At 63.1% G+C, this 22,209-nt stretch carries 19 protein-coding genes and 2 tRNA genes; 9 read left to right on the forward strand and 12 right to left on the reverse strand.

The features are described from left to right. Nucleotides 1–127: 127 nt before the first annotated feature. Together P3T16_RS33860 and P3T16_RS33865 are read right to left on the reverse strand one after the other, a co-directional pair. Complete coding sequence (locus tag P3T16_RS33860) at nucleotides 128–1,021, reverse strand: SDR family oxidoreductase (RefSeq protein WP_429345534.1); 894 nt, start codon at nucleotides 1,019–1,021, stop codon at nucleotides 128–130. Between the two features lie 79 nt (nucleotides 1,022–1,100). Continuing rightward, nucleotides 1,101–1,832: a glucose 1-dehydrogenase gene (locus P3T16_RS33865; RefSeq protein WP_429345535.1), complete on the reverse strand. Its 732-nt coding sequence runs from the start codon at nucleotides 1,830–1,832 to the stop codon at nucleotides 1,101–1,103. A gap of 124 nt (nucleotides 1,833–1,956) precedes the next feature. On the opposite strand from P3T16_RS33865, the gene P3T16_RS33870 reads away from it, so the two are divergent. Continuing rightward, the gene (locus P3T16_RS33870) at nucleotides 1,957–2,883 is read left to right on the forward strand and encodes a LysR substrate-binding domain-containing protein (protein ID WP_429345536.1); all 927 of its coding nucleotides are present in this window, start codon (nucleotides 1,957–1,959) and stop codon (nucleotides 2,881–2,883) included. Between the two features lie 283 nt (nucleotides 2,884–3,166). Here P3T16_RS33870 and P3T16_RS33875 read toward each other — a convergent pair whose 3' ends face one another. Next, complete coding sequence (locus tag P3T16_RS33875; RefSeq protein WP_429345537.1) at nucleotides 3,167–3,592, reverse strand: hypothetical protein; 426 nt, start codon at nucleotides 3,590–3,592, stop codon at nucleotides 3,167–3,169. Between the two features lie 675 nt (nucleotides 3,593–4,267). Between P3T16_RS33875 and P3T16_RS33880 the strand changes: the two genes are divergently transcribed. Together P3T16_RS33880 and P3T16_RS33885 are read left to right on the forward strand one after the other, a co-directional pair. Beyond that, nucleotides 4,268–7,858, forward strand: a complete 3,591-nt coding sequence (locus P3T16_RS33880) for a filamentous hemagglutinin N-terminal domain-containing protein (protein WP_429345538.1) — start codon at nucleotides 4,268–4,270, stop codon at nucleotides 7,856–7,858. Next, a complete protein-coding gene (locus P3T16_RS33885; protein ID WP_429345549.1) occupies nucleotides 7,806–8,612 on the forward strand; it encodes a peptidyl-prolyl cis-trans isomerase in 807 nt (268 codons plus the stop codon). Before P3T16_RS33880 ends, P3T16_RS33885 begins: the two co-directional genes overlap by 53 nt. A 313-nt stretch (nucleotides 8,613–8,925) precedes the next feature. Here the strand turns inward: P3T16_RS33885 and P3T16_RS33890 are convergent. Beyond that, a tRNA-Leu gene (locus P3T16_RS33890) sits at nucleotides 8,926–9,010 on the reverse strand. 124 nt (nucleotides 9,011–9,134) lie between these two features. After that, the gene (gene hemN / locus P3T16_RS33895) at nucleotides 9,135–10,520 is read right to left on the reverse strand and encodes an oxygen-independent coproporphyrinogen III oxidase (protein ID WP_429345539.1); all 1,386 of its coding nucleotides are present in this window, start codon (nucleotides 10,518–10,520) and stop codon (nucleotides 9,135–9,137) included. Between the two features lie 237 nt (nucleotides 10,521–10,757). Here hemN and P3T16_RS33900 point away from each other — a divergent pair, with 237 nt between their 5' ends. The 3 genes from P3T16_RS33900 to P3T16_RS33910 all read left to right on the forward strand — a co-directional run bounded on the left by P3T16_RS33900 (nucleotide 10,758) and on the right by P3T16_RS33910 (nucleotide 12,663). After that, entirely contained in the window at nucleotides 10,758–11,081 is a 324-nt protein-coding gene (locus P3T16_RS33900; RefSeq protein ID WP_429345550.1) for a YkgJ family cysteine cluster protein, read from the forward strand. A 91-nt stretch (nucleotides 11,082–11,172) separates the two neighbouring features. Then, entirely contained in the window at nucleotides 11,173–11,757 is a 585-nt protein-coding gene (locus P3T16_RS33905) for a DUF1439 domain-containing protein (protein ID WP_429345540.1), read from the forward strand. A 72-nt stretch (nucleotides 11,758–11,829) separates the two neighbouring features. After that, on the forward strand, nucleotides 11,830–12,663 hold the full coding sequence (locus P3T16_RS33910) for an undecaprenyl-diphosphate phosphatase (RefSeq protein WP_429345541.1): 834 nt from the start codon (nucleotides 11,830–11,832) through the stop codon (nucleotides 12,661–12,663). A gap of 93 nt (nucleotides 12,664–12,756) precedes the next feature. Here P3T16_RS33910 and trmB read toward each other — a convergent pair whose 3' ends face one another. From trmB to P3T16_RS33930, 4 genes are all read right to left on the reverse strand, one after another. Next, nucleotides 12,757–13,542 carry a tRNA (guanosine(46)-N7)-methyltransferase TrmB gene (gene trmB / locus P3T16_RS33915; RefSeq protein ID WP_429345542.1) on the reverse strand — a complete coding sequence of 262 codons (786 nt, stop codon included), beginning with the start codon at nucleotides 13,540–13,542 and terminating at the stop codon, nucleotides 12,757–12,759. A gap of 165 nt (nucleotides 13,543–13,707) precedes the next feature. Beyond that, nucleotides 13,708–13,782, reverse strand: a tRNA-Gly gene (locus tag P3T16_RS33920). A gap of 74 nt (nucleotides 13,783–13,856) precedes the next feature. Continuing rightward, nucleotides 13,857–14,420, reverse strand: a complete 564-nt coding sequence (locus tag P3T16_RS33925) for a YggT family protein (protein WP_429254554.1) — start codon at nucleotides 14,418–14,420, stop codon at nucleotides 13,857–13,859. 179 nt (nucleotides 14,421–14,599) lie between these two features. Continuing rightward, entirely contained in the window at nucleotides 14,600–15,550 is a 951-nt protein-coding gene (locus P3T16_RS33930) for a Rossmann-like and DUF2520 domain-containing protein (RefSeq protein ID WP_429345543.1), read from the reverse strand. Nucleotides 15,551–16,394: 844 nt separating this feature from the next. Between P3T16_RS33930 and P3T16_RS33935 the strand changes: the two genes are divergently transcribed. Then, on the forward strand, nucleotides 16,395–16,682 hold the full coding sequence (locus P3T16_RS33935; protein ID WP_429345544.1) for a hypothetical protein: 288 nt from the start codon (nucleotides 16,395–16,397) through the stop codon (nucleotides 16,680–16,682). A 222-nt stretch (nucleotides 16,683–16,904) separates the two neighbouring features. Beyond that, nucleotides 16,905–17,870, forward strand: coding sequence for a threo-3-hydroxy-L-aspartate ammonia-lyase (locus tag P3T16_RS33940; RefSeq protein ID WP_429345545.1), 966 nt, complete (start codon nucleotides 16,905–16,907; stop codon nucleotides 17,868–17,870). A 49-nt stretch (nucleotides 17,871–17,919) separates the two neighbouring features. On the opposite strand, the gene P3T16_RS33945 is transcribed toward P3T16_RS33940, so the two are convergent. Both P3T16_RS33945 and P3T16_RS33950 read right to left on the reverse strand, forming a co-directional pair. Further along, nucleotides 17,920–18,600 (reverse strand): LysE family translocator, encoded by a 681-nt coding sequence (locus P3T16_RS33945; RefSeq protein WP_429345546.1) that lies wholly within the window; start codon nucleotides 18,598–18,600, stop codon nucleotides 17,920–17,922. A 104-nt stretch (nucleotides 18,601–18,704) separates the two neighbouring features. After that, on the reverse strand, nucleotides 18,705–20,273 hold the full coding sequence (locus P3T16_RS33950) for a UbiD family decarboxylase (protein WP_429345547.1): 1,569 nt from the start codon (nucleotides 20,271–20,273) through the stop codon (nucleotides 18,705–18,707). Nucleotides 20,274–20,847: 574 nt separating this feature from the next. Between P3T16_RS33950 and P3T16_RS33955 the strand changes: the two genes are divergently transcribed. Further along, the gene (locus P3T16_RS33955; RefSeq protein WP_429345548.1) at nucleotides 20,848–22,023 is read left to right on the forward strand and encodes a transglycosylase SLT domain-containing protein; all 1,176 of its coding nucleotides are present in this window, start codon (nucleotides 20,848–20,850) and stop codon (nucleotides 22,021–22,023) included. Between the two features lie 79 nt (nucleotides 22,024–22,102). Here the strand turns inward: P3T16_RS33955 and P3T16_RS33960 are convergent. Next, nucleotides 22,103–22,209, reverse strand: a 107-nt coding sequence (locus tag P3T16_RS33960; RefSeq protein ID WP_429345551.1) for an IS3 family transposase, incomplete at its 5' end; no start/stop codon positions are given.

The raw sequence follows: 22,209 nt of genomic DNA on the forward strand, positions 1-22,209 counted from the left end.
GCTGAAGTTAAAAGGGCTGAGTCCTGTGCAATACAGAACCCAGCCCTTGGGCATCTAGCCTCTTTGAACCGTCCAACTTCCGGGGTTCAGTTCAGCTGCCGTTTCGCATTGCGCGTTGTTTTGATCCTCAGGCCTGCACCGTCGGCTTTAACAGATCCGCGATACCGATGCGGCCCGCGAACTCGATGCGCTTTTGTTCGCCGAGCGCGATGACATCGGCGGCGCCGTCGTCGATGAAGTCGATTACCGTGCGCGCCGGACGTGTGCCAGCCGGAAGATCGACGACGCGCGCGATTTCCCCGGCGACCGCAACCGGATCCGCATCCGCAGGCGACAGGGCAGAGAGACGCGCGCCGACCTGGTCGAGCAGGCCGTCATAGCGGGCGTATTGCGCGGCGGTCGCTTCGTCGGCCGGCTTGCCGGCGTTCGGGAAGTGCGCGGTGCCGCTCGTGAACGCACCCGGCACGATGATCGACGTTTCCACGCCGAAGCGCGCAAGTTCGTACGACATCGTCACCGCGAACGAATCCATCGCTGCCTTCGCTGCGGCGTACGGACCCATGAACGGCGGGTAGCCGCCGCGCGTTGTCGTGCTGCTCACCCACACCAGCAGGCCGGACTGTTGCGCGCGCAGATGCGGCAGCGCGGCGCGGTTGACACGTTGCGCGCCGAGCACGTTGGTGTCGAATACACGGACGATTTCTTCCGGCGAGAATGCTTCAGTCGGTCCGATCACGAGGTGGCCTGCGTTATGCACGACCACATCGAGCCGGCCGCTTGCGTTGACGATTTCGGCCACGGCCTGATCGGCGGATTCCTGCGACAGCACGTCGAGTTCCACGGCGCGGATGTCGTAGCCGTTGGCGAATGCGTAGTCGCGCAGTTCGCGCACGCGGCCCGCATTACGGCCGGCGACGTCGCGCATGCTGGCGTACACCGTATGACCGTGTGCAGCGAGCGAACGGACCGTGAGGTTGCCAATGCCGGTCGATGCGCCTGTGACGAGAATGACCTGTTTCATTTTTCTGCTCCTGGGGTGTCGGTTAGTCACGGGCCGGTGCGCGTTTGCGCTGCGCTTCCGCCCGCGGCATGTCCTGAGTTCAGATGATTCCGCCATTGGCGCGCAGCGTCTGGCCGTTGATCCAGCTGCCGTCCGGGCCTGCAAGGAAGGCGACGGCGGCGGCGATGTCATCCGGCGTGCCGAGGCGTTCGAGCGGCGCTGCCCTGGCCAACTTTTCGATGGCTTCCGGCGACTTGCCCGTGAGGAACAGATCGGTGCCCGTCGGTCCCGGCGCAACCGCGTTGACCGTGATGTTGCGGCCGCGCATTTCCTTCGCGAGGATGTTCGTCATTGTTTCGATCGCCGACTTCGTCGCGGCGTAGACCGTGTAGCCCGGGAACGCGAGACCCGTCACGCTGCTCGAAAAGTTGACGATCCGGCCGCCGTTGGAGAGACGGGTGGCCGCTTCACGCATCGTATTGAAGCTGCCTTTCAGGTTGATCGCGATGACGCGGTCGAACGTATCGTCGTCGTGTTCGGCGAGCGGTTTCAGTGCGGGCATCACGCCGGCGTTGTTCACCAGGACGTCGACCTTGCCGAGTTGCGTTTCGACCGTGTCGAACATTTCGCGCACCGATTTCGCGCTGGACACGTCCGCCTTCACGGCGATGGCCTTGCCGGCGGCGGCGGCGATCTCTGCGACGACCTCAGCGGCTTCTTCAACGCGATTCGAGTAGTTGACGACGACAGTCATGCCGTCGCGCGCCAGACGCTTGGCGATGCTGGCGCCGATGCCGCGGGATGCTCCGGTAACGATTGCGATCTTGCTCATGGTTCTGCTCCTTCGTTGGGTTCGGAAGACATTCAGTGATGCTGTGAACGAATTCTGTTCCTTAGCGCAGGTTGGATAAATACAATAGAATTGCCATAACTGTGCAATATGGATCAACAATCGTATGGACCGTTTTCAGTCGATGCAGGTGTTCACGCGGATCGTCGAACTGAGCAGCTTCACGCGGGCGGCGGACGCGCTGGGCCTGCCGCGCGCCACCGTCACGCATACGATCAAGCAGCTGGAAGCGCGGCTCGGCGTGCGGCTGCTTCAGCGCACGACGCGCAGCGTCAGCGCGACGCTCGACGGCGACGCGTACTACCGGCGTTGCGTGCGGCTGCTGGCGGATCTGGAGGAAACGGAATCGGTGTTCACGGAGGCGTCGGTGAAGCCGAAGGGCAAGCTGCGCGTCGACATGCAGGCGACGCTCGCGCACGAGATCGTGTTGCCCGAACTCGCCGCGTTCTGCGAGCTGTATCCGGAGCTTGATCTGGATATCGGTTTCGGCGATCGCACGGTCGATATGGTGCGCGAAGGCTTCGACTGCGTGCTGCGCGCCGGGACGCCAAAGGATTCGACGATGGTCGCGCGCCGGCTCGCGGCGATGGAACAGGTGACGTGCGCGAGCAGCGCGTATCTCGACCGTCACGGCGAGCCGAAGACGCTGGACGATCTGGCGAACCATTGGGCGGTGAACTACACGCTGGCGTCGACGGGGCGCGCGTGGCCGCTCGAATTCATCGTCGATGGCACACGGCGCGAGGTCGAGATGAAGGGACGCATTTCCGTATCGAATGCGGACGCGTATTTCTCATGCTGTGTCGTGGGAATGGGGCTGGTGCAGGTGCCGCGCTATCACGCGATGCGGGCCATCGCGAACGGCACGGTGCGCGAAGTGCTTACGGATTACGTGCTGCCGACGATGCCTGTGTCGGCGATGTACCCGCATCACAGGCAGTTGTCACCGCGGGTGCGGGTTTTTGTCGACTGGCTGGCCGGGTTGTTCGGACAATGGGACGCGGGTGCGGCGGGCGGGGCGAGAGGAGGCTGAGGATAGGGTTGGGGTCGGGCGCTGCGGTGCGCTGAATCGTGAGGGCTGAAAAGACAAAACCCGCGGCATCGTGACGATGGGCGCGGGTTTTTCGTTGCTGCTGTTATCACATTATCGACGACACGGCCGCCCCGCAGCGCGGTCGCTTTCCGTAGTCCCGATATTGGCGTCGCTGGCCTAAGCCCAGATCGATCAGAACCATGCGCATGTGCTGCGCTCCCACGCGCCACCTCACCGCCACGAGGCGGTGCGAACGAATGCCTGACAACTAGAGCTTGCACCGTCAATTTCGGGTGCTCAGGAAGAACGAAATTGCATACTGTCCGGTGGTCAGCCAGCGGCCGGAGAGACTGGCGGCTGCATCGGAGACGACGCGGGGAGCCGCAAACGTGTCGGAGAGTGGCGACGCCGAGTCAGGTGTAGGTGGATGAAGGGCCGACCGGCTGCTGTTGGCGCTTTCCCTTGTGTCGTCGCTGTTGTCGGTCGTACGCTCACCGTCTGCGGCGCTAACGCGGCTTACAGACTCGTCCAGTCTGCCGAGCGCGACCGCTCCGGCAGGACTGAATGATTCCTGTGGAGCCTTCGCATCCGGGGTCACTCTGGAGTCATACCGACGAGCGTCGGTGCGGTCGATGTTCGGATCGGCTGTTGCGTTCCCGCTGAGGCCAAGCGCCATAATCGCAGCGGCCACCTGTAGAGGCTTGCGCATGAATTTTCTCCCGTCTCTCGAATGCCCAGCGTTCAATGATGGGTTGCGAGTTGAAGGATAGGACGTACTGTGTCAGACGCAACCTGCGCCGGATATGCCGGTCACCATCGCGCTATCGTCAATGCCGGGTGTGTCCGGTGGCCTTCGCAAGGAACTTTACATCCGTGAGCGCCGCCTCCAGCTCTTCGCCCGATGCCTGATCCATTGCCTCTCGCGATTTCAGTGAGCGGAATGTAGTCCATTGCCTCATGGGCCAATGCGCTCGCGCGCGTATCAACGTGCGTTTCATCATCTCGTCCGCTCCTTGGGACATCAGTTCATTGTGTGTCGCGCCATCCACCTGTCACGCTGGCGGTGCGCAAGTCGCGGGTACGCGTTTCGCTGCGACAACGGCGAACCGCTGGGCGTGACCTGAGGTCGGAGGCCGGATTGGAACATCGACAGTCTGAACGAATCGAGAGCCTTGGACTTCGTGCGGACGGGGAGACGCGTACCCAGGCATTCCTGACTGTTGCGGCGAGGCCGTTTGAATCATGGTCGATCCTGATCTGGCAATCAGACAAGTTCGATTGTGCGAAAACCGTTGTACGCGATATGAAATTTCAAGATTATTGACCATGCTGGGGTGAAACGTCGGATAGATTGCGCCGCGCGAACGATCAACCTGGACCCTTCATGCGCGCGGTGTCGTCAAAGTTCTACCTTCGAATCACACAGGCTCAGGCCGCACGGCAGTCGCGCATTTTCGAGATGGCGGTCGACGTTGCCGGCGAGTATCGCCGCGCGCTATGGGTCAAGGTCACCGCGTGTGTGATGACAGGTGTGATGTATCTGGCGCCTGCAGTATTCCTCGCCGATGCGACCGCGCACGCTGCAGCCATCGTTGATCCGCGCGCACCGATCCCATTCCAGCCTGCGATCACGCAGGGCTCGACTGGCACCCCCGTCATTAACATCTCGACGCCCAACTCTCAGGGACTGTCCGCCAACCAGTTTCAGAGCCTGTCGGCGGGCCCCGAAGGGTTGATCTTCAACAACAGCCTCACGGCAGGGACCTCGCTCATTGGCGGGCAGGTGGGCGCGAATCCGAATCTCGCTGGCCGCCCGGCGAGCACGATCCTCGCGCAGGTGAGCTCAACCGGGGCGCAGTATGCCTCGGTCATCGCCGGTCCCCTTGAGGTCTTTGGCAATCCGGCGACGCTCATCTGGGCCAATCCGAACGGCATCAGCGTGCAGGGCGCCGCGCTCACCAACATCCCGAATCTCACCCTCACGACCGGTGTGCCGCAGTTTCTCACCGGCGTCGGCGGCACGCCCGCCGACTATGCGCATGCTGGTGCGCTCGCCTATGACGTCCAGTCGGGGCGCATCCAGATCGAAGGCGCGCCGGGCGTCAATGGCCCAGGACCGGGCATCGACGGCACGGTGGGCAACATCGACCTGATCGGCCAGAGTGTTGGCATCAACGCGCCGCTGCGTGCGGACCACCGTGTGAACGTGATCGTGGGCAACCAGCTCGTTACGCCGGTCGCGCCCGGTGCCTCCGGTGCGGTGGGCACCGGCTACATGACCGCATCCAACGGTCTGGCGAACAACGTAACCGCCATCCAGACGTCGGGTGGCCTTGCCATCGACGCGAGCCAGTTTGGTTCGGTCACGAGCGGGCAGATTTTCGCGGCCGGGATGGGCGTGAACACGCAGGGTGCGCTTGGCGCGACCGCGGGCAACGTTAACGTCACGTCCAACGGCGACATCACGGTGGGCTCGACCTTCGCGAGCCGCGACGTCAGCCTCGTGAGCGAGGGCAATACCACGAATACTGGCGCGAGCCTTGCGCACCAGGACTACGTGGTGGCGACGAACGGCGACATTACGGCTACCGGCGCCGTGTCCGCCGGGCGGGATGCGTCGCTCACCGCGGGCGGCAACCTGTCGGCGACATCAGTGGCAGCCACGGGCAATGCGACGCTCACTGCAGGGAACTCGATGACGGTGGGCGCCGTGTCCGGCCAGAATCTCGCGCTGCAGACCGGCACGGGCGACCTGACCGTCAATTCGGCGCTCGCCGCGCCGGGCACCATCCAGGCCCGGGCGGGACGTGATCTCACGGTGAACGGTGCCGTGCAAGGGGGAAGCACCGTCACGCTGCACGGTAGCCAGAATGTGACCGTCAAGGGTTCTGTCTCCGGTGTGGGCGATGTTTCGTTGGCCGCGAAGGGCGGCACGCTGACGACCACGGGCGACGCGGCGACCCTGGGCACGTTCACCGCTCGCGGCCAGCAGGGCGTGAATCTGGGCGGCACGGTTTTCAGTCAGGGCAACGTCAGGCTGGAATCGGCGCTGGGCGATGTGGCGGTGAGTGGGGCGCTGTCGACGCCGGGCCGGATTGCGATCACGGCCGGCCAGGATGCCACTGTGGCGGGTCAGATGCACAGCGGCCGGAGCGCCATCATCACGGCCGCGCGCGACGTGGCGATGAACGGTGGGCTCGAGGTCGACGGCACAGGTAATGCGACGGTCACCGCCGGACGGGATCTCACCGGCAGCGGCACGATCAGCGTGGCGAACGACACGACGCTCACGGCGGGGCTCGACCTGTCGATGACCGGCGCGAACCAGACCGGCAACAACCTGAACGCGACGGCGGCGCAGAACCTTGCCGTCGGTCCGGCCATCGCCGTAGGCGCTGCCACGCTCACGGCCACCAGCGGCAGCGCCACGCTCACCGGGAATGCGCTGTCCGGCGGCGATATGAGTGTCTCCGCCGCCGTCGATGTGATCGCGCGGGGCAGCGTGCAGAGTCTGGGCAACCTGAACCTTAACGCGCAGGGCGGTAATCTGGCTGCGGCCGGGCCGTTATCGACTGCGGGCACGGCCACGCTGAATGCCGGGCAGAATCTCACGCTCGCCGTCCAGACGACCGTCTCGGGCGATGCCACGCTCACGGGCAGCAACATCACAACGCAGGGGCTCGCCGTTGGCGGCAATCTGGTGGCGAGTGCAACGAACAGTCTCGATACCTCGGCCGGACAGCTGAACGCAGCGTTCGATGCCAATGCACCGGCGCTGGACGTGACGGGCAACGCAACGCTCACCGGCGCGAGCGTGACGACCGCCAACGCGATCATCGGCGGCGCCTATCGCGCGAGCGGCACGACCAGCCTGACGACGGGCGGCACCGCCGCATATCTGGGCAATGCGACGCTCACGGGCGGCACGCTGACCAATGTCGGCGTGCAGATGGCGGCCGGCGACCTGTCGGTGTCGGGCACGAGCATCACGAATCAGGGCGCGCTGTCGTCGCTCGCGACGATGACGCTCAACGCGACGGACCTGAATAACAGCGGCTCGATCTATGGTCCGGTCAGCAACCTGAATGTCTCGAACGGCACGCGCAATACCGGCGCGCTGCTCGCAACGAATGCGCTGACGCTGACCACGAATGCGCTCGATAACAGCAACGGGCTGATCTTCGCGGGCGATGTGAACAATCCGCAGGCAGCGACCGGCGACGCGACGCTCAATGTCAATGGTGCTCACGGCTCCTTCGCGAACACGAACGGCCAGATTCTCGCGCAGAACGCCCTCACAGTGAACCTGCCGAACCAGACGATCGATCCGTCGGCCGCGCTGATGGGCACGCTTAACGGCGGCAGCGCGTTTAATCTGTCGGCGCTTGCGATCAGCAACAGCGGCGCGTGGGTCCTGCCGGGCACCGTGGTCAACGTGACGGCGAGCCAGGGCATTTCGAATTCGGGGACGATCAGCCAGGGGGCGGGTACGCTCGCGCTCAACGGTGCGGTGTCGAACTCGGGCGGCATCACCGCGCGGGACCTGGCCATCAATGGATCGCTCGCGAACCAGACCGGCGCGACCGTGCAGGCCAATGACGCGTTCATGCTCAACGGTTCGGGCACGAACGCGGGCACCGTGGAGGCGGGGAACACGCTGAACATCGCGGGCGTCAGGCGAGCTATTCGCACGGTTGCTGGATTGTCTGCCACGGGAGCGCGTGATGTCCGGCGAAGTCACCGTCGGCCGCGCCTTAACCCAGCCAGCGAGTCTGGGTCCGAAAGCGACGCTCGTGCTGGCCACCGCCAATCTCAGTTTCTAGCCGATTTTCAACGAGGAAAAATTCATGTCCAGCACCACTGCTACCACGATCCGCACGCTGTGCGTGACCGCCTTCGCCGCCGTGACACTGTGCACGGCAATGCCCACCCGCGTGCAGGCTGCCGGCGCGAGCACGACGCCAGCAACGATTAAATTGCCATCGGGCACGGCTGCGCTCGTCAACGGCGTTGCAATCCAGCAGGCGCAGGTTGAGAACGTCCTGCGCGCATCGCGCCAGCCGGATACGCCGCAACTCCGGCAGGCAATCCGGCACGACCTGATCGCCCGCGAGCTCTTGCGGCAGAAGGCAGAAAAGCAGCACTACAACAAGAAGCCAGAGGTGCAGGCCGCTGTCGACGCCGCGAAGATCAACGCGGAAACGCAGCTGTATCTCAAGGACAACATCCATCCAGAACCGGTCACGGATGCGCAGGTGAAGGCTCGCTACGACTCCATCATTGCCTCGCTCGGGCAGGAAGAATACAAGCCGCGGACGATCGTGGTCGGCGACAGGGCTGCAGCAGATGGGGTGCTCGCGAAGCTTAAAGCCGGTGCGGCATTCGATGCGCTTGCGCGCGAAGTCAGTCTCGCGCCGAACAAGGCCGCCGGCGGTGAGGTGCCGTGGATGAGTCTGAAGACGCCGCTCACCGAAGGTCAGACACAGGGTTTCCCGATGGACGTTGCGAAGGCGATGGTCGCTTTACCGGCAGGTGGGGTGAGTGCAGAGCCGATCGCCGCCGGTAGCCAGTGGGTCATCTTGAAGCTCGATGCACGCCGGCCGACACAGGTGCCGTCGTTCGATCAGGCGAAGGATACGATCCGGCAACAACTGCAGGCGCTCGCGCTTGAGCAGGCAAGTGCGCAATTCGTAGGTGGGCTGCTCAAGGGCGCTACGATCCAGCAGTAACGGTACAACCCGAAGGGGCCCCTCAAGACTGAACTGACCCCTCAAAGTTGGACAGTTAAAAGTCCGCGGCCACAAGCTGTTGAGCCGCTCGGCTTCGCGCCGGGCTTGGCATTCCTGATTGCGGTATCGGTGAGTGGCATAGGGGTACTTTTCGTGTCCAGACAGGCTCTTTCGGCCCCATACCCCCAGAAATACCCCCTGTAGTAGCCTGCTGTCAATGGTGAAACATTGACGATTCTAGTAGCAAAAATCCCCGCACAACCAGGCTGGGCGGGGATTTGCGGTAAAACGTAGGGGTCGTTTGGAAACTACTTGGTGCCCAGGGCCGGACTCGAACCGGCACGCCTTGCGGCGGGGGATTTTGAGTCCCCTGCGTCTACCTGTTTCACCACCTGGGCTTGTGGGTATTGCCTTGATATTTCCCTGCGCGAACACAGTTCAGCGCTGCGGGAAACGCGAATTATGGCCGAAAAGCCGCTCCCGGGCAAGTTGCAGGCTCGCCTGCCGCCTCCGCCGACACAGTCAAACCGTCCGTGAAAACCGCTCCAGCGTCTGCTGGCCGAGATAACGGTCGAAAACCATCGCGATATTGCGCACCAGCATCCGGCCCGCCGGCAGTACGTCGAGGCGGCGCGTGCCGATCGACACGAGACCGTCGTCTTCAAACGACCGCAGACGTTCTAGCTCCGGCGCAAACGCTTCGGCGAAACGGATGCCGTACGTCGCATCGAACGCGTCGAAACGCAGTTCGAGGTTGCACATCAGTTGCGTGATGATGTCGCGGCGCAGGCGGTCGTCGGCCTTGAGGCGAATACCGCGTGTGATCGCGAGACGGCCCGCGTCGATGGCGTCTGCCCACGCGGGCAGGTCCTTCGCGTTCTGCGCATACACATCGCCCACCTTGCCGATCGACGACGCGCCGAAGCCGATCAGATCGCATTCCGCCCGAGTGCTGTAGCCCTGGAAATTGCGATGCAACGTGCGCTGCGCCTGCGCGCGCGCCAGTTCATCGGTGGGCAGGGCAAAGTGATCCATGCCGATGTACACGTAACCCGCGCCCGTCAGACGCTCGACGACGAGGCGCAGGATCGCGAGTCGCACGTCCGGCGAAGGCAACGTCGCCGGATCCATCTGACGCTGCATCTTGAACAACTGCGGCATGTGCGCATAACCGAACACGGACAGACGATCCGGCGCGAGCGCGAGCATCGTATCGAGCGTACGTCCGAAACTGTCGACGGTCTGATGGGGCAGACCGTAAATCAGGTCGACGCCGATCGAATGAAAACCCTCAACGCGCGCGGCGTGCATGACGCTGGCCGTCATCTCGAACGGCTGGATGCGGTTGATCGCCTGCTGGACGCGCGGATCGAAGTCCTGCACGCCGAGACTCAACCGGGTGAACCCTAGCGTGCGCAAATGCGCGATCGTTTCCGCCGACGCCTCACGCGGATCGACTTCAATCGAAAATTCGCCATCAGCGTCCGGCACAAGCTGGAAGTGTTCGCGTGTGGCCGTCATCAGTTCGGCCATTTCGTCGTGCGAGAGGAACGTCGGCGTGCCGCCGCCCCAATGCAGTTGCGACACCGGACGCGTCGTGTCGAACAGCGCCGCCTGTAACGCAAGCTCCCGTTTCAACCGGTCGAGATAGGGACGCGCATGCGCACGGTTTTTCGTCGCTACCTTGTTGCAACCGCAATAGAAGCAGACGGTGTCGCAGAACGGGATATGGAAGTACAGCGAAAGGTCGGTGCCGGCCGCGCCGGGATCGGCGGCGGCGCGAAGGTAGTCGGCGGAATTGAAGTCGTCGCGGAACTGAAGGGCCGTCGGATAGGACGTATACCGTGGGCCGTTTGCGTTGTACTTCGCGAGGAGGTCGGGGCGAAAGAGCGTGTCAGCGGCGTTCATCTTTGATCGTGATCCGGCGCGACGCTGAACGAACCGGCGTGTCTTTGACATACATAGTGTGAGACGCGTCGGGCCGCGCGGGCGCCTTGTGGGCGTGGCGTTTCGAACCCGACGAGTGTACGTGAGCGCTTTCGCCAGACATTGTGTAAAAAGGTCGCACGCCGTGCGATGGCACAATGCGGGTCGGGCGCGTGGGCGCGTGGGTTCGATGGTTGCGTTTCAGGAATTTCTGTCGTGATGGCTGCTTCTTTGCGGGTTTCTCCATTTGCTGTGCCGGGCCACGCGTGCCGCCCCGATTGCGGCGCGTGCTGCATCGCGCCTTCGATTACCAGTCCGATTCCTGGCATGCCGGACGGCAAGCCTGCGGGCGTGCGCTGCGTGCAACTCGGCGACGATCTGCGGTGCGCGATCTTCGGCAAGCCGGAGCGGCCCGCATGCTGTTCGGGACTGCAACCGCAAAGCGACATGTGCGGCACGACGCGCGCCGAAGCGCTCGCGTGGCTCACGCAGCTGGAAGCCGACACGCAGCCGTCGCGCGCATCGCGCGGTAGCACCTTGTGAACGCTTGCGTTCGCCGCCAGGGCGTCCGGATTCAACCGGTATTCGTCGTAATAGATCGCATGATTGTCTGGGTTTCAACAGGAGGTTTCGCATGACTCAAGCCGCTGCGCCCGCAAGGCGCCGGTTCCTGTTCGCCGTATGTGCTGTGGCTGGCGTCGGCGTTTCGCTGGCTGCGTGCGCCGCGTCGATCTTTCCGTTCATTCCGGATCACTACACGTTCTCGCCGCAGCAGGTGCAGGAAGCCGTGCAGCGTAAGTTCCCGTATCAGCGGACCGTTTCGCAGGTGCTGGATGTCGCGCTCACGAACCCGGTCGTCGGTCTTCTGCCGGATTCGAACCGCGTGTCGGTGAAGCTCGATGCGCGGCTCGCGAGCCCGTTCATGCCGCAACCGGTGAACGGTGTGTTCACGCTGTCGAGCCAGCTTGCCTACGATGCGACGACGCGCGCCGTCGTGCTCAAGCAGCCGACGGTCGATAACGTCGCGGTCACCGGCGACGCGCAGGCCTACACGCAGCAGATCAACGCGGCCGCCGCCGTGCTCGCGACGCAGCTGCTGACCAACTATCCGATCTACACATTCAAGCCCGAACAGCTGCAATTTGCCGGTGTGAACTACGAACCCGGTACAATCACTATCCTTACAAACGGCATACGTGTGCAGATCGTCGAAAAATGACGTGTGCGCGGCCGGTCGGGCCGCGCGAAGCCGGGCGGCCTGATCAGAAAACCTTCAAAAAAAGGGCCACGGATGGACTGGATATTGATCTGCAAGGCGCTGATTCTGGGCGTCGTCGAAGGTTTGACGGAATTTTTGCCGGTGTCGAGCACAGGGCATCTGATCGTCGCGGGCAGCCTGCTTAACTTCAACCCGCCACACGCGAAAACGTTCGATGTCGTGATCCAGCTCGGCGCGATTTTCGCGGTGTGCTGGGAATACCGTCGCAAGATTGGCAGCGTGGTGGCCGGCCTGCCGACGCAACCCGCCGCGCGACGCTTCACGTTGAACGTGATCATCGCGACGATTCCCGCGGTCGTGCTCGGGCTGCTGTTCGAGAAGGCGATCAAGGCGGCGCTCTTCTCGCCGGTGCCGGTTGCACTGGCGCTCGTGATCGGCGGCCTGGTGATCCTGTGGGTTGAGGCGCGTCAGCGTGATCGGGGTGCGCCGCCACGCGTCCATTCGGTCGACGATCTCACGCCGCTCGACGCGCTGAAGGTCGGTCTCGCACAATGTTTCGCGTTGGTGCCGGGCATGTCGCGCTCGGGCTCGACGATCATCGGCGGGATGTTGTTTGGTCTCGATCGACGCGTCGCCACCGAGTTCTCGTTTTTCCTCGCGATTCCGATCATCTTCGGTGCGACGCTCTACGAGATGGTCAAGGGCTGGCACACGCTGACCACTGATGCGCTCGGCCTGTTTGCGATCGGTCTGATTGCTGCGTTTGTCAGCGCATTTGCCTGCGTACGCTGGCTGTTGCGTTACATCGCCGCGCATGATTTCACAGCGTTCGCGTGGTACCGGATCGGCTTCGGTCTCCTGATCCTGCTCATCGGTTATAGCGGCGGATTGAGCTGGGCCGACTGATGTCCCGCGTTGTGCACGTTACGCACGTTAAATGAACAAAGGTCCGCCTGAGAGCGGACCTTTTCATTTACGACGGTGTTCGTTCTGCGAGGTTCAGTTGCCCGCGCACCGGCGAAAGACAAGGTCCCACACGCCGTGTCCGAGACGCAAACCGCGGCGCTCGAATTTCGTCACCGGACGGTAGTCGGGACGCGGCGCGTAGCCATCGACGGTGTTTTCCAGCGCGGGCTCGGCGCGGAGCACTTCGAGCATCTGCTCGGCGTAGTTCTGCCAGTCGGTGGCGCAATGCAGGTACGCGCCCGGCTTCAGTCGCGACACGAGCAGCGCGACGAACTTCGGCTGGATCAGACGACGCTTGTGATGCCGCGCCTTGTGCCACGGATCGGGGAAGAAGATATGCACGCCGTCGAGACTTTCCGGCGCGATCATCTGCTCCAGCACTTCGACGGCGTCGTGCTGGATGATGCGGATATTCGACAGCGACTGTTCGCCCATCAGCTTCAGCAACGCGCCGACGCCCGGCTCGTGCACTTCGACGCCGAGAAAATCATCGCCGGTGCGATGCGCGGCGATCTCCGCCGTCGTCGCGCCCATGCCGAAACCGATCTCCAGCACGCGCGGCGCCTCGCGACCGAAAGCGGTGCCCCAGTCGAGTTGTTCCCCGGAAAACGGAACGACAAAGCGCGGCCCGAGTTCATCCATCGCGCGACGTTGGCCCGTCGATACCCGCCCTGCACGCGTGACGAAACTGCGGATGCGACGCAGATGCAGCGCTCCCGTCGACGCTGCGCCGCCGGTTTCGGCGGCTACGGTTTCGCTGGAGAGTTCGTCGGCGGCTTCGGGGGCGGACGGACGGGTTTCGTTCGGGTCGTGGATCATCGTCGGAGACTGCAAGGGTGAGGGCGTCGGGCGAATGGGCCGCGCCGTGATACATACGTCAGCGGGGAAAACGGGCGGAGATGCGATTTTCGACCGCCCTGACGAAAAAGCCGCCTTCGATGAGGCGGCTCTCGTGCTGGATTTCCGCTGGAGATCAGCTGAATGTGGAGCGGGCGATGGGAATCGAACCCACGTCTTCAGCTTGGGAAGCTGAGGTAATAGCCATTATACGACGCCCGCAGAGCGCGCCATTTTACGCGGTTTCGCCTGATTTGGGCAAACAGGATGGCGCGGACTGCACGCCGCCTTTCGAATCAGATCCCAAACAGCGTCAGCGAAACAGCCGCGCGCGTCACCACCATCAACAGCACCTGCACGATCACGAACAGCAGGATCGGCGACAGATCGATGCCGCCCAGTTGCGGCACGAAACGGCGCAGCGGATTCAGAAACGGCGCGGTCAGCTGATACAGGATCGGCATGGCCGGCGAGCGCGGATTGAGCCACGACAGCAGCGCCATCAGGATCGTCAGCCAGATGATCAGGTTGAGCGACCACTTGATCACCGTCAGCAGCGCGACGATCAAGAGCGTGGGCATCAGCCCGAGCGGATCGACGCCCGCGAGCCAGACCATCGCGACCACATAGACAATCGCCGCGATAATCGCCGCGACGATGCTGGCCCAGTCGATGTTGCGCGTGCTCGGGATGATCCGCCGCAACGGCAGCACGATCCAGTTGGTGGCCTGCAGCACGGCGTTCGACACCGGGTTGTACGGCGGCATGCGCACCACCTGCAGCCAGGCGCGCAGCAGCAGTGCGGCGCCGAACAGGGTGAAAACGGTATTCAGCAGAAAACGGGCGATATCGCCGACCATCTCGAGTCCTTTCCTTCTTTAGTTATTCGTAGCGGCTGCGTGTGGCGAGCCGGCGTCGTCAGGGATGCTGTTTTTAACCGATGCGCGTGCTGGCGGTGCGTGCCGATGTTGCCTGCGTGCGATCGGCGCGGCCAGACGACCACCTCCAGTTCGCTGAGATCGCGCCGGTCGTCACATTATCACGGCTTAATGGCCGCCTGCGATCCCTGTCCGGTCAACCGATCCAGCGAACGGCCGAGCGAATCCTCGACTGCGGTATCGATGGCATCGATCGCCGCGGGCGGCGTCGGCCGGCGGCGCGCCAGTGCGACCGCGCGGCGTGTCATCAGCGCGTAAAGCGCGGCGTGGTCGCCACCGAGTCCTTCAAGCAGCGCGAGCTGTTTTTCGACGACGCCCGTATCGCCGCGCGACACCGGGCCGGCAAGCGCGCCCGGCAAGCCCTTGTCGCGGGCGGTCTGGATCGTACCGGAGAGCATCGGCAGCACGGCGCGCAACGCATCGTCTTCGTCGAAACCGAGCGTGCGCCACAGTTCGACGCATTCCGAGAGGCCACATAGCGCGAAACTCGCCGCGTAATGCGCGGCGGCGTGATACAGCATGCGTCCGCCGGCAGGAATCGAGAGCGGATGACAGCGCAGCGCGCCCGCCAGCGCAACCAGTGCCTCTTTCAGCGCGCCGTCGGCTTCGATCGAGACCGAGCAGCCGGCGATGCGGTCGATATCTGCGAGACATCCACCGAACAGGTACAGTGGATGAAAGCCACCGGTCGACGCGCCCTGCTCACGGGCCGGCGCCAGCAGTTCGACGGGCGATGCGCCGCTGCAATGCACGAGCGCCCATGCGCCGGTGCGGGTTGCCGCGGCGGAATCGAAGCGCAATATGTGGGCTGTCGTACCGATGCTGTCATCGGGGACGGCTAAAAAGACGATATCGGCTGCGTCGACGACCTGTTGCGGGTCGTCGTACGCGGCGCAGTGCCCGATCTGACTGGCAAGCGCCCGCGCGGATTCCCGCGAGCGGCTTGCGATCGCTGTGACGGGATAGCCGGCGCGCGAGAAGCCGTGCGCAAGACAATGCGCGAGCCGGCCCGCACCGACGAAGCCGAGACGCGGCAATGGGGACAGGGACATGGTTTCTGCTCCGGACAGAACAAAGGCGGAACGGCGAGTATCGCGCATTCAATAAGACGCCGCGTGGCGTAGGCGCCTTGCCAGCAAAGGACGGGAGCCGGTTTTGAGACCGACGGGCATTCTTCAGAAGGTTACGTGGCCGATATGACGAGCCGTCGTATCTATCTGACGGGGGATTGCCGGCAGGTCCGAAAACTGCTCACAATGAATCCGCACATCAGGTTTTCCGGCAGTCCCCGTTGTTGTTTCTTCTGTAGCGCAGCCAGATTTTCGGGAGGTACACGATGAGCATTTTTTCTTACCGAAAGCACTTGCGGTTTCTGACACACACACAGCGTCGCCGCTGGTGGGATCAAAAGAAGCGACTGACACCACGCGTACAGATCAGCGGCGCCTATGTGCCGCCCAACGTCTCTCGGGAATTTACCTATGTGAAGGTCGGCTGATTCTTCACTGACCTCAAACGGATGCCCGGCATGTTCGCCGGGCATTTTGCGTTTACGGACCTCGCCAGGCGAAAAGCGACGCAAGAAGACAACGGAATCGCACGACCCCCTGCAGCGAATTTGTAATTAAACATTACCGATGTGACCGGGAAGTCTGCAGTGGTGCCGGTAAAAAAGTCATTAAGGCGGGGGATGGATCCGCAAACCCTTGATTTTCGTAAGGGAAGCGGTCACATCAATCCCGTGAGGCGGACAGGAGCAACGCACGTGCGTGTGATCCATTGCAATTTGCTACAAATGCACCCGACGTTGCGGAGCCTTTTTCGATACATTGGATCGTAAGGGCGTTGCCCGTCACGCGACCATGCCATAGGGGTAGGGCCGCCAGGAGAACAGAAGTGAAAAAGATCGTCCCGTTCATCGTTGCTGCCGCGCTGGGCGCGGGGCTTACTACGGCTGCTGAGGCACACGTGTCGGTCGGTATCGGTATCGGCATTCCCGTGGCGCCGGCTTACCCTGTTTATGAGGCTCCGCCGCCTGTCTATTACGCACCGCCACCGGTGGTGTACGCTCCGCCGCCTGTAATCTATGCACCGGCGCCGTACTACGGTTATGGCCGGCCTTATTATCACGGCTATTACGGTCGCGGTTACTACGGTCGCGGCTACTACGGCCCGCGTTATTGAGGCTGCTAACCGGCCGTTAGCACATCAGGTTTTGTGACGTGTTGATGGCGCGGTCGAACGAATTGCCTGCACGGCGCAACGTTGGCTTTATCGCCACGTTGCGCCGTTTTCAGTTGCGCATAGGCCGATCGCTATAGCGGCAAACGGGCCGCGTTCCAAAACGCGATCGAAGCTGGGACAATGGTGCTCTGTGCAACCAACCACGCCCCGCGCCTCCCGCCGATGCAAGCACTTCCCGCTCCAATCTATGACGATGTCGTCGACGCCGCCGCGCGTATCGAAGGCATCGCGCACCGCACCCCCGTTTTCACTTCAACCACTGCGGACGAGCGCACCGGCGCCTCGATCTTCTTCAAGTGCGAAAACCTGCAACGCATGGGTGCGTTCAAGTTTCGCGGCGCGTGCAATGCAATTTCCCACTTCGACGCCGAACAGCGCAAAGCCGGGGTGCTGACTTTTTCGTCGGGCAATCATGCGCAGGCGATCGCGCTATCCGCGCGTCTCGCGGGCATTCACGCGACGATCATCATGCCGCACGACGCGCCTGCGGCGAAGGTCGCGGCAACAAAGGGTTATGGCGGCGAGGTGATCGTCTATGACCGCTACAAGGAAGACCGCGAAGCCATCGGCCGACGCCTGGCCGAAGAGCGCGGCATGACGCTGATCCCACCGTACGATCATCCGCACGTGATGGCCGGGCAGGGCACTGCGGTAAAGGAACTGATCGAAGAAACCGGCCCGCTCGACATGCTGTTCGTGTGTCTTGGCGGTGGTGGTCTGTTATCAGGAAGCGCGCTTTCTGCGGCGGCACTGAGTCCGCAATGTCAGATCATCGGCGTCGAGCCGGAAGCGGGCAACGATGGCCAGCAATCGCTCGCGCGCGGCGAACGCGTGCGTATCGATGTGCCGAAGACAATCGCGGATGGCGCTGCCACGCAGCAACTCGGCGTCTATACGTTTGCGGTGATCCAGCGGCTCGTCCAGCAGATCGTGACGGTCAGCGACGCGCAACTGATCGACGCGATGCGTTTCTTCGCGCAGCGGATGAAGATCGTGGTCGAACCGACCGGCTGCCTCGCCGCTGCGGCGGTCCTGAACGGTATTGTGCCGGTGAAGGGCAAGCGCGTTGGTGTCGTGATCAGCGGCGGTAACGTCGATCTCGAGCGGCTCGGCGAATTCCTCCGCTAACGGGTGCTGTCGTTCTGGAAGGCGGGCGGACCGCTCGCCTTTGTTGCATCTAGCCAGCCGCCATGCTGCTGGTATGCACGATCAGATCGCGATATCCATCCACAATCACGCTGTAGGAGAAGTACGCGAAGAGCAGCGCCGACAGCACGTGGCATGCGCGCAGCAAACCGGTACCCGCGCGTTTGCGTCCGTGACTCGCAAGTCCGCAGATAAACACGTTCCAGCACAGCCCGCCGAGAAAGAAACCGCCGAGAAAAACGGGCGCGGTCGACACGGTCGTCGCACCGGCTTTCGCGATCAGCGCGCCGCCGACAGCCGCAAACCACAGAATCGCGGATGGCGACGAAATCGCGAGCAACGTGCCGCGCACAAAGCCGCGCCATGCGCTGAGATGCGGAGCGTTCACGTCGGCTTCACCTTCGACCGGCGGTGCCGACGCCGGGAAGAGCGCTTCGCGGGCCATCTTCCACGTCAGGAACAGCAGGATCGCCGCGCCGCCGATCCACACGAACCATCGTACCGATTCGAACTGAAGCAGCGCCGCCATACCGGCGAGCGCGAGTGCCGCATAAATCAGATCCCCAAAACACGAGCCGAGCCCGAGCCAGAAGCCAGGCCGGAACCCATGCGACAACGTCAGCGAAATGATCGCGACGTTGACGAGGCCGATATCGAGACACAGCGAAAGAGATAGAAAGAAACCGTCCGATAGCATTGATAACGCGTGCATCCCCGCAATTTTCCCGTTTGTTCTTGGTATTCCAGTGAGGTGCGGCGACGGCTCAACATGTCCGCGGCCGGAGATCGTCTGCTACCGGGCGAGGAACTCCCGCTTCAGAGCCCGAGTTCGCCCCACATCGCGTCGACGCGCTTTTTAACGGCGTCATCCATGACGATCGGTCGGCCCCACTCGCGATCTGTTTCGCCGGGCCATTTGCTGGTCGCGTCGAGCCCCATCTTCGAGCCGAGCCCTGCGACCGGCGACGCGAAATCCAGATAGTCGATCGGCGTACGATCGACCAGCACCGTATCGCGCGACGGGTCGATGCGCGTCGTGATAGCCCAGATCACTTCCTTCCAGTCGCGAATGTTCACGTCTTCATCCACCACGACGATGAATTTCGTATACATGAATTGTCGCAGGAAGCTCCAGACGCCGAACATCACCCGTTTGGCATGTCCCGGGTAGCTTTTCTTCATCTGGACGATCGCCATCCGGTAGCTGCACCCTTCGGGCGGCAGATAGAAATCGGTGATCTCGGTGAACTGCTTCTGTAACAGCGGCACGAACACTTCGTTGAGCGCGACGCCGAGCACGGCGGGCTCGTCCGGTGGCTTGCCGGTATAGGTCGAATGGTAGATGGCGTCGCGCCGCATCGTGATGCGCTCGACGGTGAAGACCGGGAACCACTCCTGTTCGTTGTAGTAGCCGGTGTGATCGCCGTACGGACCTTCGAGCGCGTGCTCATACGATGCCGAAGCGCCCTTAGAAGGACGCAGCGGCGCGCCGGCCGGCGCCGGGTCAGGCGTGCCGCTTTGCGGATAAATGAAGCCTTCGAGGACGATCTCGGCACGTGCCGGCACCTGCAGCGTGTCGACGCCTGGCGTGATGCACTTCGCGAGTTCCGTACGCCCGCCGCGCAGCAGGCCGGCGAACTGGTATTCAGAGAGTGTGTCAGGCACCGGCGTGACCGCGCCGAGGATCGTGGCCGGATCGGCGCCGAGCACCACGGCGACCGGATACGGCTTGCCGGGGTTCTGCAGCGCGAATTCGCGGAAGTCGAGCGCGCCGCCACGATGGGCGAGCCAGCGCATGATCAGCTTGTTGCGGCCGATCAGCTGTTGCCGGTAAATGCCGAGGTTTTGCCGCGTTTTGTTCGGTCCGCGCGTGACGGTCAACCCCCACGTGATCAGCGGACCGGCGTCGCCCGGCCAGCAGGTCTGGATCGGCAGCTTCGCGAGGTCGACATCGTTACCTTCCCAGACGATTTCCTGACAGGGTGACGAACTGACCGTTTTCGGGGCCATGTCCCAGACGGCCTTCGCCAGCGAGAGTAGTTTGCCGGCGTCTTTCAGGCCCTTGGGCGGCTCCGGCTCCTTGAGGGCGGACAGAAGACGCCCGACGTCCCGCAGGGACCCCAGCGCCGCGCTATCGCCGTTTTCCGCGCCAGCGTCGATGCCCATGCCAAGCGCCACGCGGCGCGGTGTGCCGAACAGGTTGCCGAGAACCGGGAACGCATGCTGCCGCGTGCTCTCGAACAGTAACGCAGGGCCGCCGGCGCGCAGCACGCGGTCGCAGATTTCCGTCATTTCCAGGATGGGCGAGACGTGTTGCGGAATGCGGCGCAGCTCGCCGAGCGTCTCGAGGCGACCGACGAAGTCGCGCAGGTCTTTATATTTCATCGGGTCCTGATCAGGGCGGCCGCACGCCGCGAGGTGAGGGCGCAGCAGGCAATCGCCACGCCAGATCGATTGTCGATTTTACCTGCGTTGGGTAGCGCACGTTAAAGGGCAAAATTGTGACTGGTCCGAAACGCGCGCGCCGCGCGGTTTAGCACCCGCTGAACACTGTTCATTATTACAATTAGTTATAGATTTGCTTATTTGTAGTGTTGACGATCTATAAAACCCTGCTAGAATCCGTCCACATTGGTTGCAGGGTTTACATGTTTTAACCACTACCCCCGGTCTTCTGACGCAACGCGTCGCCGTTTGCCGATCCCTGCTCGGTACTTCACGGTCTTGCCTGTTTTCCTCGCCGGCGCCTTTTTCGCGCTGGTTTTTTCGTGTGGGAGCCTCCGCCCGCATGCTGCAAGCAGCATGCCGCCGGAACTTTAGATGGGCTCCCCGAACGGTGTATGCCGTTTTCCCGACGCCGCTGTCGCCCTGACCAGAGCGCGCGACGTCTTGATTCTGCGAATGGCTGTACGTCGGCTTGCCGACGCGTTCGCGGCTTCATGCAAATTGGGAGATCTGAATGAACGCCTGGTTATCGTGGCGTCCCGACGAGCGTCTCGCGCAGGTTATGCGCGGTGCATTGCGTCGCGGGACGCGTATGAGTCATCACCTGTTCAGCATTGTCGGCGGTTTCGCCTTCGTGCTGGCACTTGCACTGTGGCTGATGCCCACCTGGCGCGGCACGCTTGCCGCAAAGCTGATGCCGGTCATCTCTGCCGCAGTGAAGGCGGGCCCAGCCCGTCTGTTACAGGGCAACCCGTTGCCGTCCTTTGCACCGCTCAACGCGCCGTCTGACGACACGTTGTCGTCGAATCAGGCAGTCGGCATCGATACCGGCAACAACGGTACGACCGCCAGCACCAGCTATGACGATGCCTTCGATAGCAGCGGCACCGCTAGCCCCGGCGCGGTGGCGCTGAATGGCCTCGATCCGCGCACGCTGCCGACGGTCGGCGCGCTCGCCCGCATGATCCCGGCGCAGCGCGTGTCCGCCGATGCGCGCGACGATCGCGTGCTGATCTCGGCCCGCGAACAGGATCTCGTCGCTTCGTACCTGTCGCGCCGTTATCGCGTGGCTCAGGAACCGGTCGGCGAACTCGTCAAGGCTGCATTCGATACGGGTCGCGAAGTCGGTCTCGATCCGCTGCTGCTGCTCGCCGTGATGGCCATTGAATCGGGTTTCAATCCGTATGCTGAAAGTGGCGTCGGTGCGCAAGGATTGATGCAGGTCATGTCGAAGGTGCACTCCGACAAGTTCGAGTATTTCGGTGGCCGGAGCGCCGCGCTCGAGCCGTTGACCAACATCAAGGTCGGCGCACTCGTGCTGAAGGATTGCGTGGCGCGCGGCGGTTCGCTGCCGGGGGGGCTGCGTCTGTATGTGGGCTCGACCTCGCAGGATGACGGCGGTTACGGCGCGAAGGTGATGGCCGAGCGTGGCCGGCTGCGTGACGTGGCGCGTGGCCGCAAGGTGCCGGTCAACGCACCGCAGGCGCCGACAACGACCACCGCGTCGACCAGTGCCGCTCCCGCCACGACGACTTCGTCGCCGAAGCGCGTACAGGTGACACTCGATAGCGCGCATCCGCTGACGACGGCGAAGACCGCCACGTCCCCTTCGCATGACAGGGCGCCGGCGCAGGATGACGCAAGCTCCAGCGCGACGAAGCACGTTGCGTCGTCGGAACTCGGCGCCTGATATCAGGAAGCGCCTCTAGCGGGCTGTAACAGATAACGAAAAAGGGCACCTTTGAACTGAACCCCGGAAGTTGGACGGTTCAAAGAGGCTGGATGCCCAAGGGCTGGGTTCTGTATTGCACAGGACTCAGCCCTTTTAACTTCAGCCGTATGCGTTCGTGGTTGTAGTAATGGATGTACTGCCGAA

Source organism: Paraburkholderia sp. GAS42 (assembly GCF_050436565.1).
Taxonomy (GTDB): domain Bacteria; phylum Pseudomonadota; class Gammaproteobacteria; order Burkholderiales; family Burkholderiaceae; genus Paraburkholderia.

What these genes read in the sequence shown, in the direction of transcription:
- P3T16_RS33880 (WP_429345538.1), top strand. Translation starts at nt 4,268, where the DNA reads ATGCGCGCGGTGTCGTCAAAGTTCTACCTTCGAATCACACAGGCTCAG.
- P3T16_RS33860 (WP_429345534.1), bottom strand. Translation starts at nt 1,021, where the DNA reads ATGAAACAGGTCATTCTCGTCACAGGCGCATCGACCGGCATTGGCAAC.
- P3T16_RS33930 (WP_429345543.1), bottom strand. Translation starts at nt 15,550, where the DNA reads ATGTCCCTGTCCCCATTGCCGCGTCTCGGCTTCGTCGGTGCGGGCCGG.
- P3T16_RS33865 (WP_429345535.1), bottom strand. Translation starts at nt 1,832, where the DNA reads ATGAGCAAGATCGCAATCGTTACCGGAGCATCCCGCGGCATCGGCGCC.
- P3T16_RS33950 (WP_429345547.1), bottom strand. Translation starts at nt 20,273, where the DNA reads ATGAAATATAAAGACCTGCGCGACTTCGTCGGTCGCCTCGAGACGCTC.
- P3T16_RS33905 (WP_429345540.1), top strand. Translation starts at nt 11,173, where the DNA reads ATGACTCAAGCCGCTGCGCCCGCAAGGCGCCGGTTCCTGTTCGCCGTA.
- P3T16_RS33885 (WP_429345549.1), top strand. Translation starts at nt 7,806, where the DNA reads ATGCCCACCCGCGTGCAGGCTGCCGGCGCGAGCACGACGCCAGCAACG.
- P3T16_RS33945 (WP_429345546.1), bottom strand. Translation starts at nt 18,600, where the DNA reads ATGCACGCGTTATCAATGCTATCGGACGGTTTCTTTCTATCTCTTTCG.
- hemN (WP_429345539.1), bottom strand. Translation starts at nt 10,520, where the DNA reads ATGAACGCCGCTGACACGCTCTTTCGCCCCGACCTCCTCGCGAAGTAC.
- P3T16_RS33910 (WP_429345541.1), top strand. Translation starts at nt 11,830, where the DNA reads ATGGACTGGATATTGATCTGCAAGGCGCTGATTCTGGGCGTCGTCGAA.
- trmB (WP_429345542.1), bottom strand. Translation starts at nt 13,542, where the DNA reads ATGATCCACGACCCGAACGAAACCCGTCCGTCCGCCCCCGAAGCCGCC.
- P3T16_RS33900 (WP_429345550.1), top strand. Translation starts at nt 10,758, where the DNA reads ATGGCTGCTTCTTTGCGGGTTTCTCCATTTGCTGTGCCGGGCCACGCG.
- P3T16_RS33955 (WP_429345548.1), top strand. Translation starts at nt 20,848, where the DNA reads ATGAACGCCTGGTTATCGTGGCGTCCCGACGAGCGTCTCGCGCAGGTT.
- P3T16_RS33940 (WP_429345545.1), top strand. Translation starts at nt 16,905, where the DNA reads ATGCAAGCACTTCCCGCTCCAATCTATGACGATGTCGTCGACGCCGCC.
- P3T16_RS33870 (WP_429345536.1), top strand. Translation starts at nt 1,957, where the DNA reads ATGGACCGTTTTCAGTCGATGCAGGTGTTCACGCGGATCGTCGAACTG.
- P3T16_RS33925 (WP_429254554.1), bottom strand. Translation starts at nt 14,420, where the DNA reads ATGGTCGGCGATATCGCCCGTTTTCTGCTGAATACCGTTTTCACCCTG.
- P3T16_RS33875 (WP_429345537.1), bottom strand. Translation starts at nt 3,592, where the DNA reads ATGCGCAAGCCTCTACAGGTGGCCGCTGCGATTATGGCGCTTGGCCTC.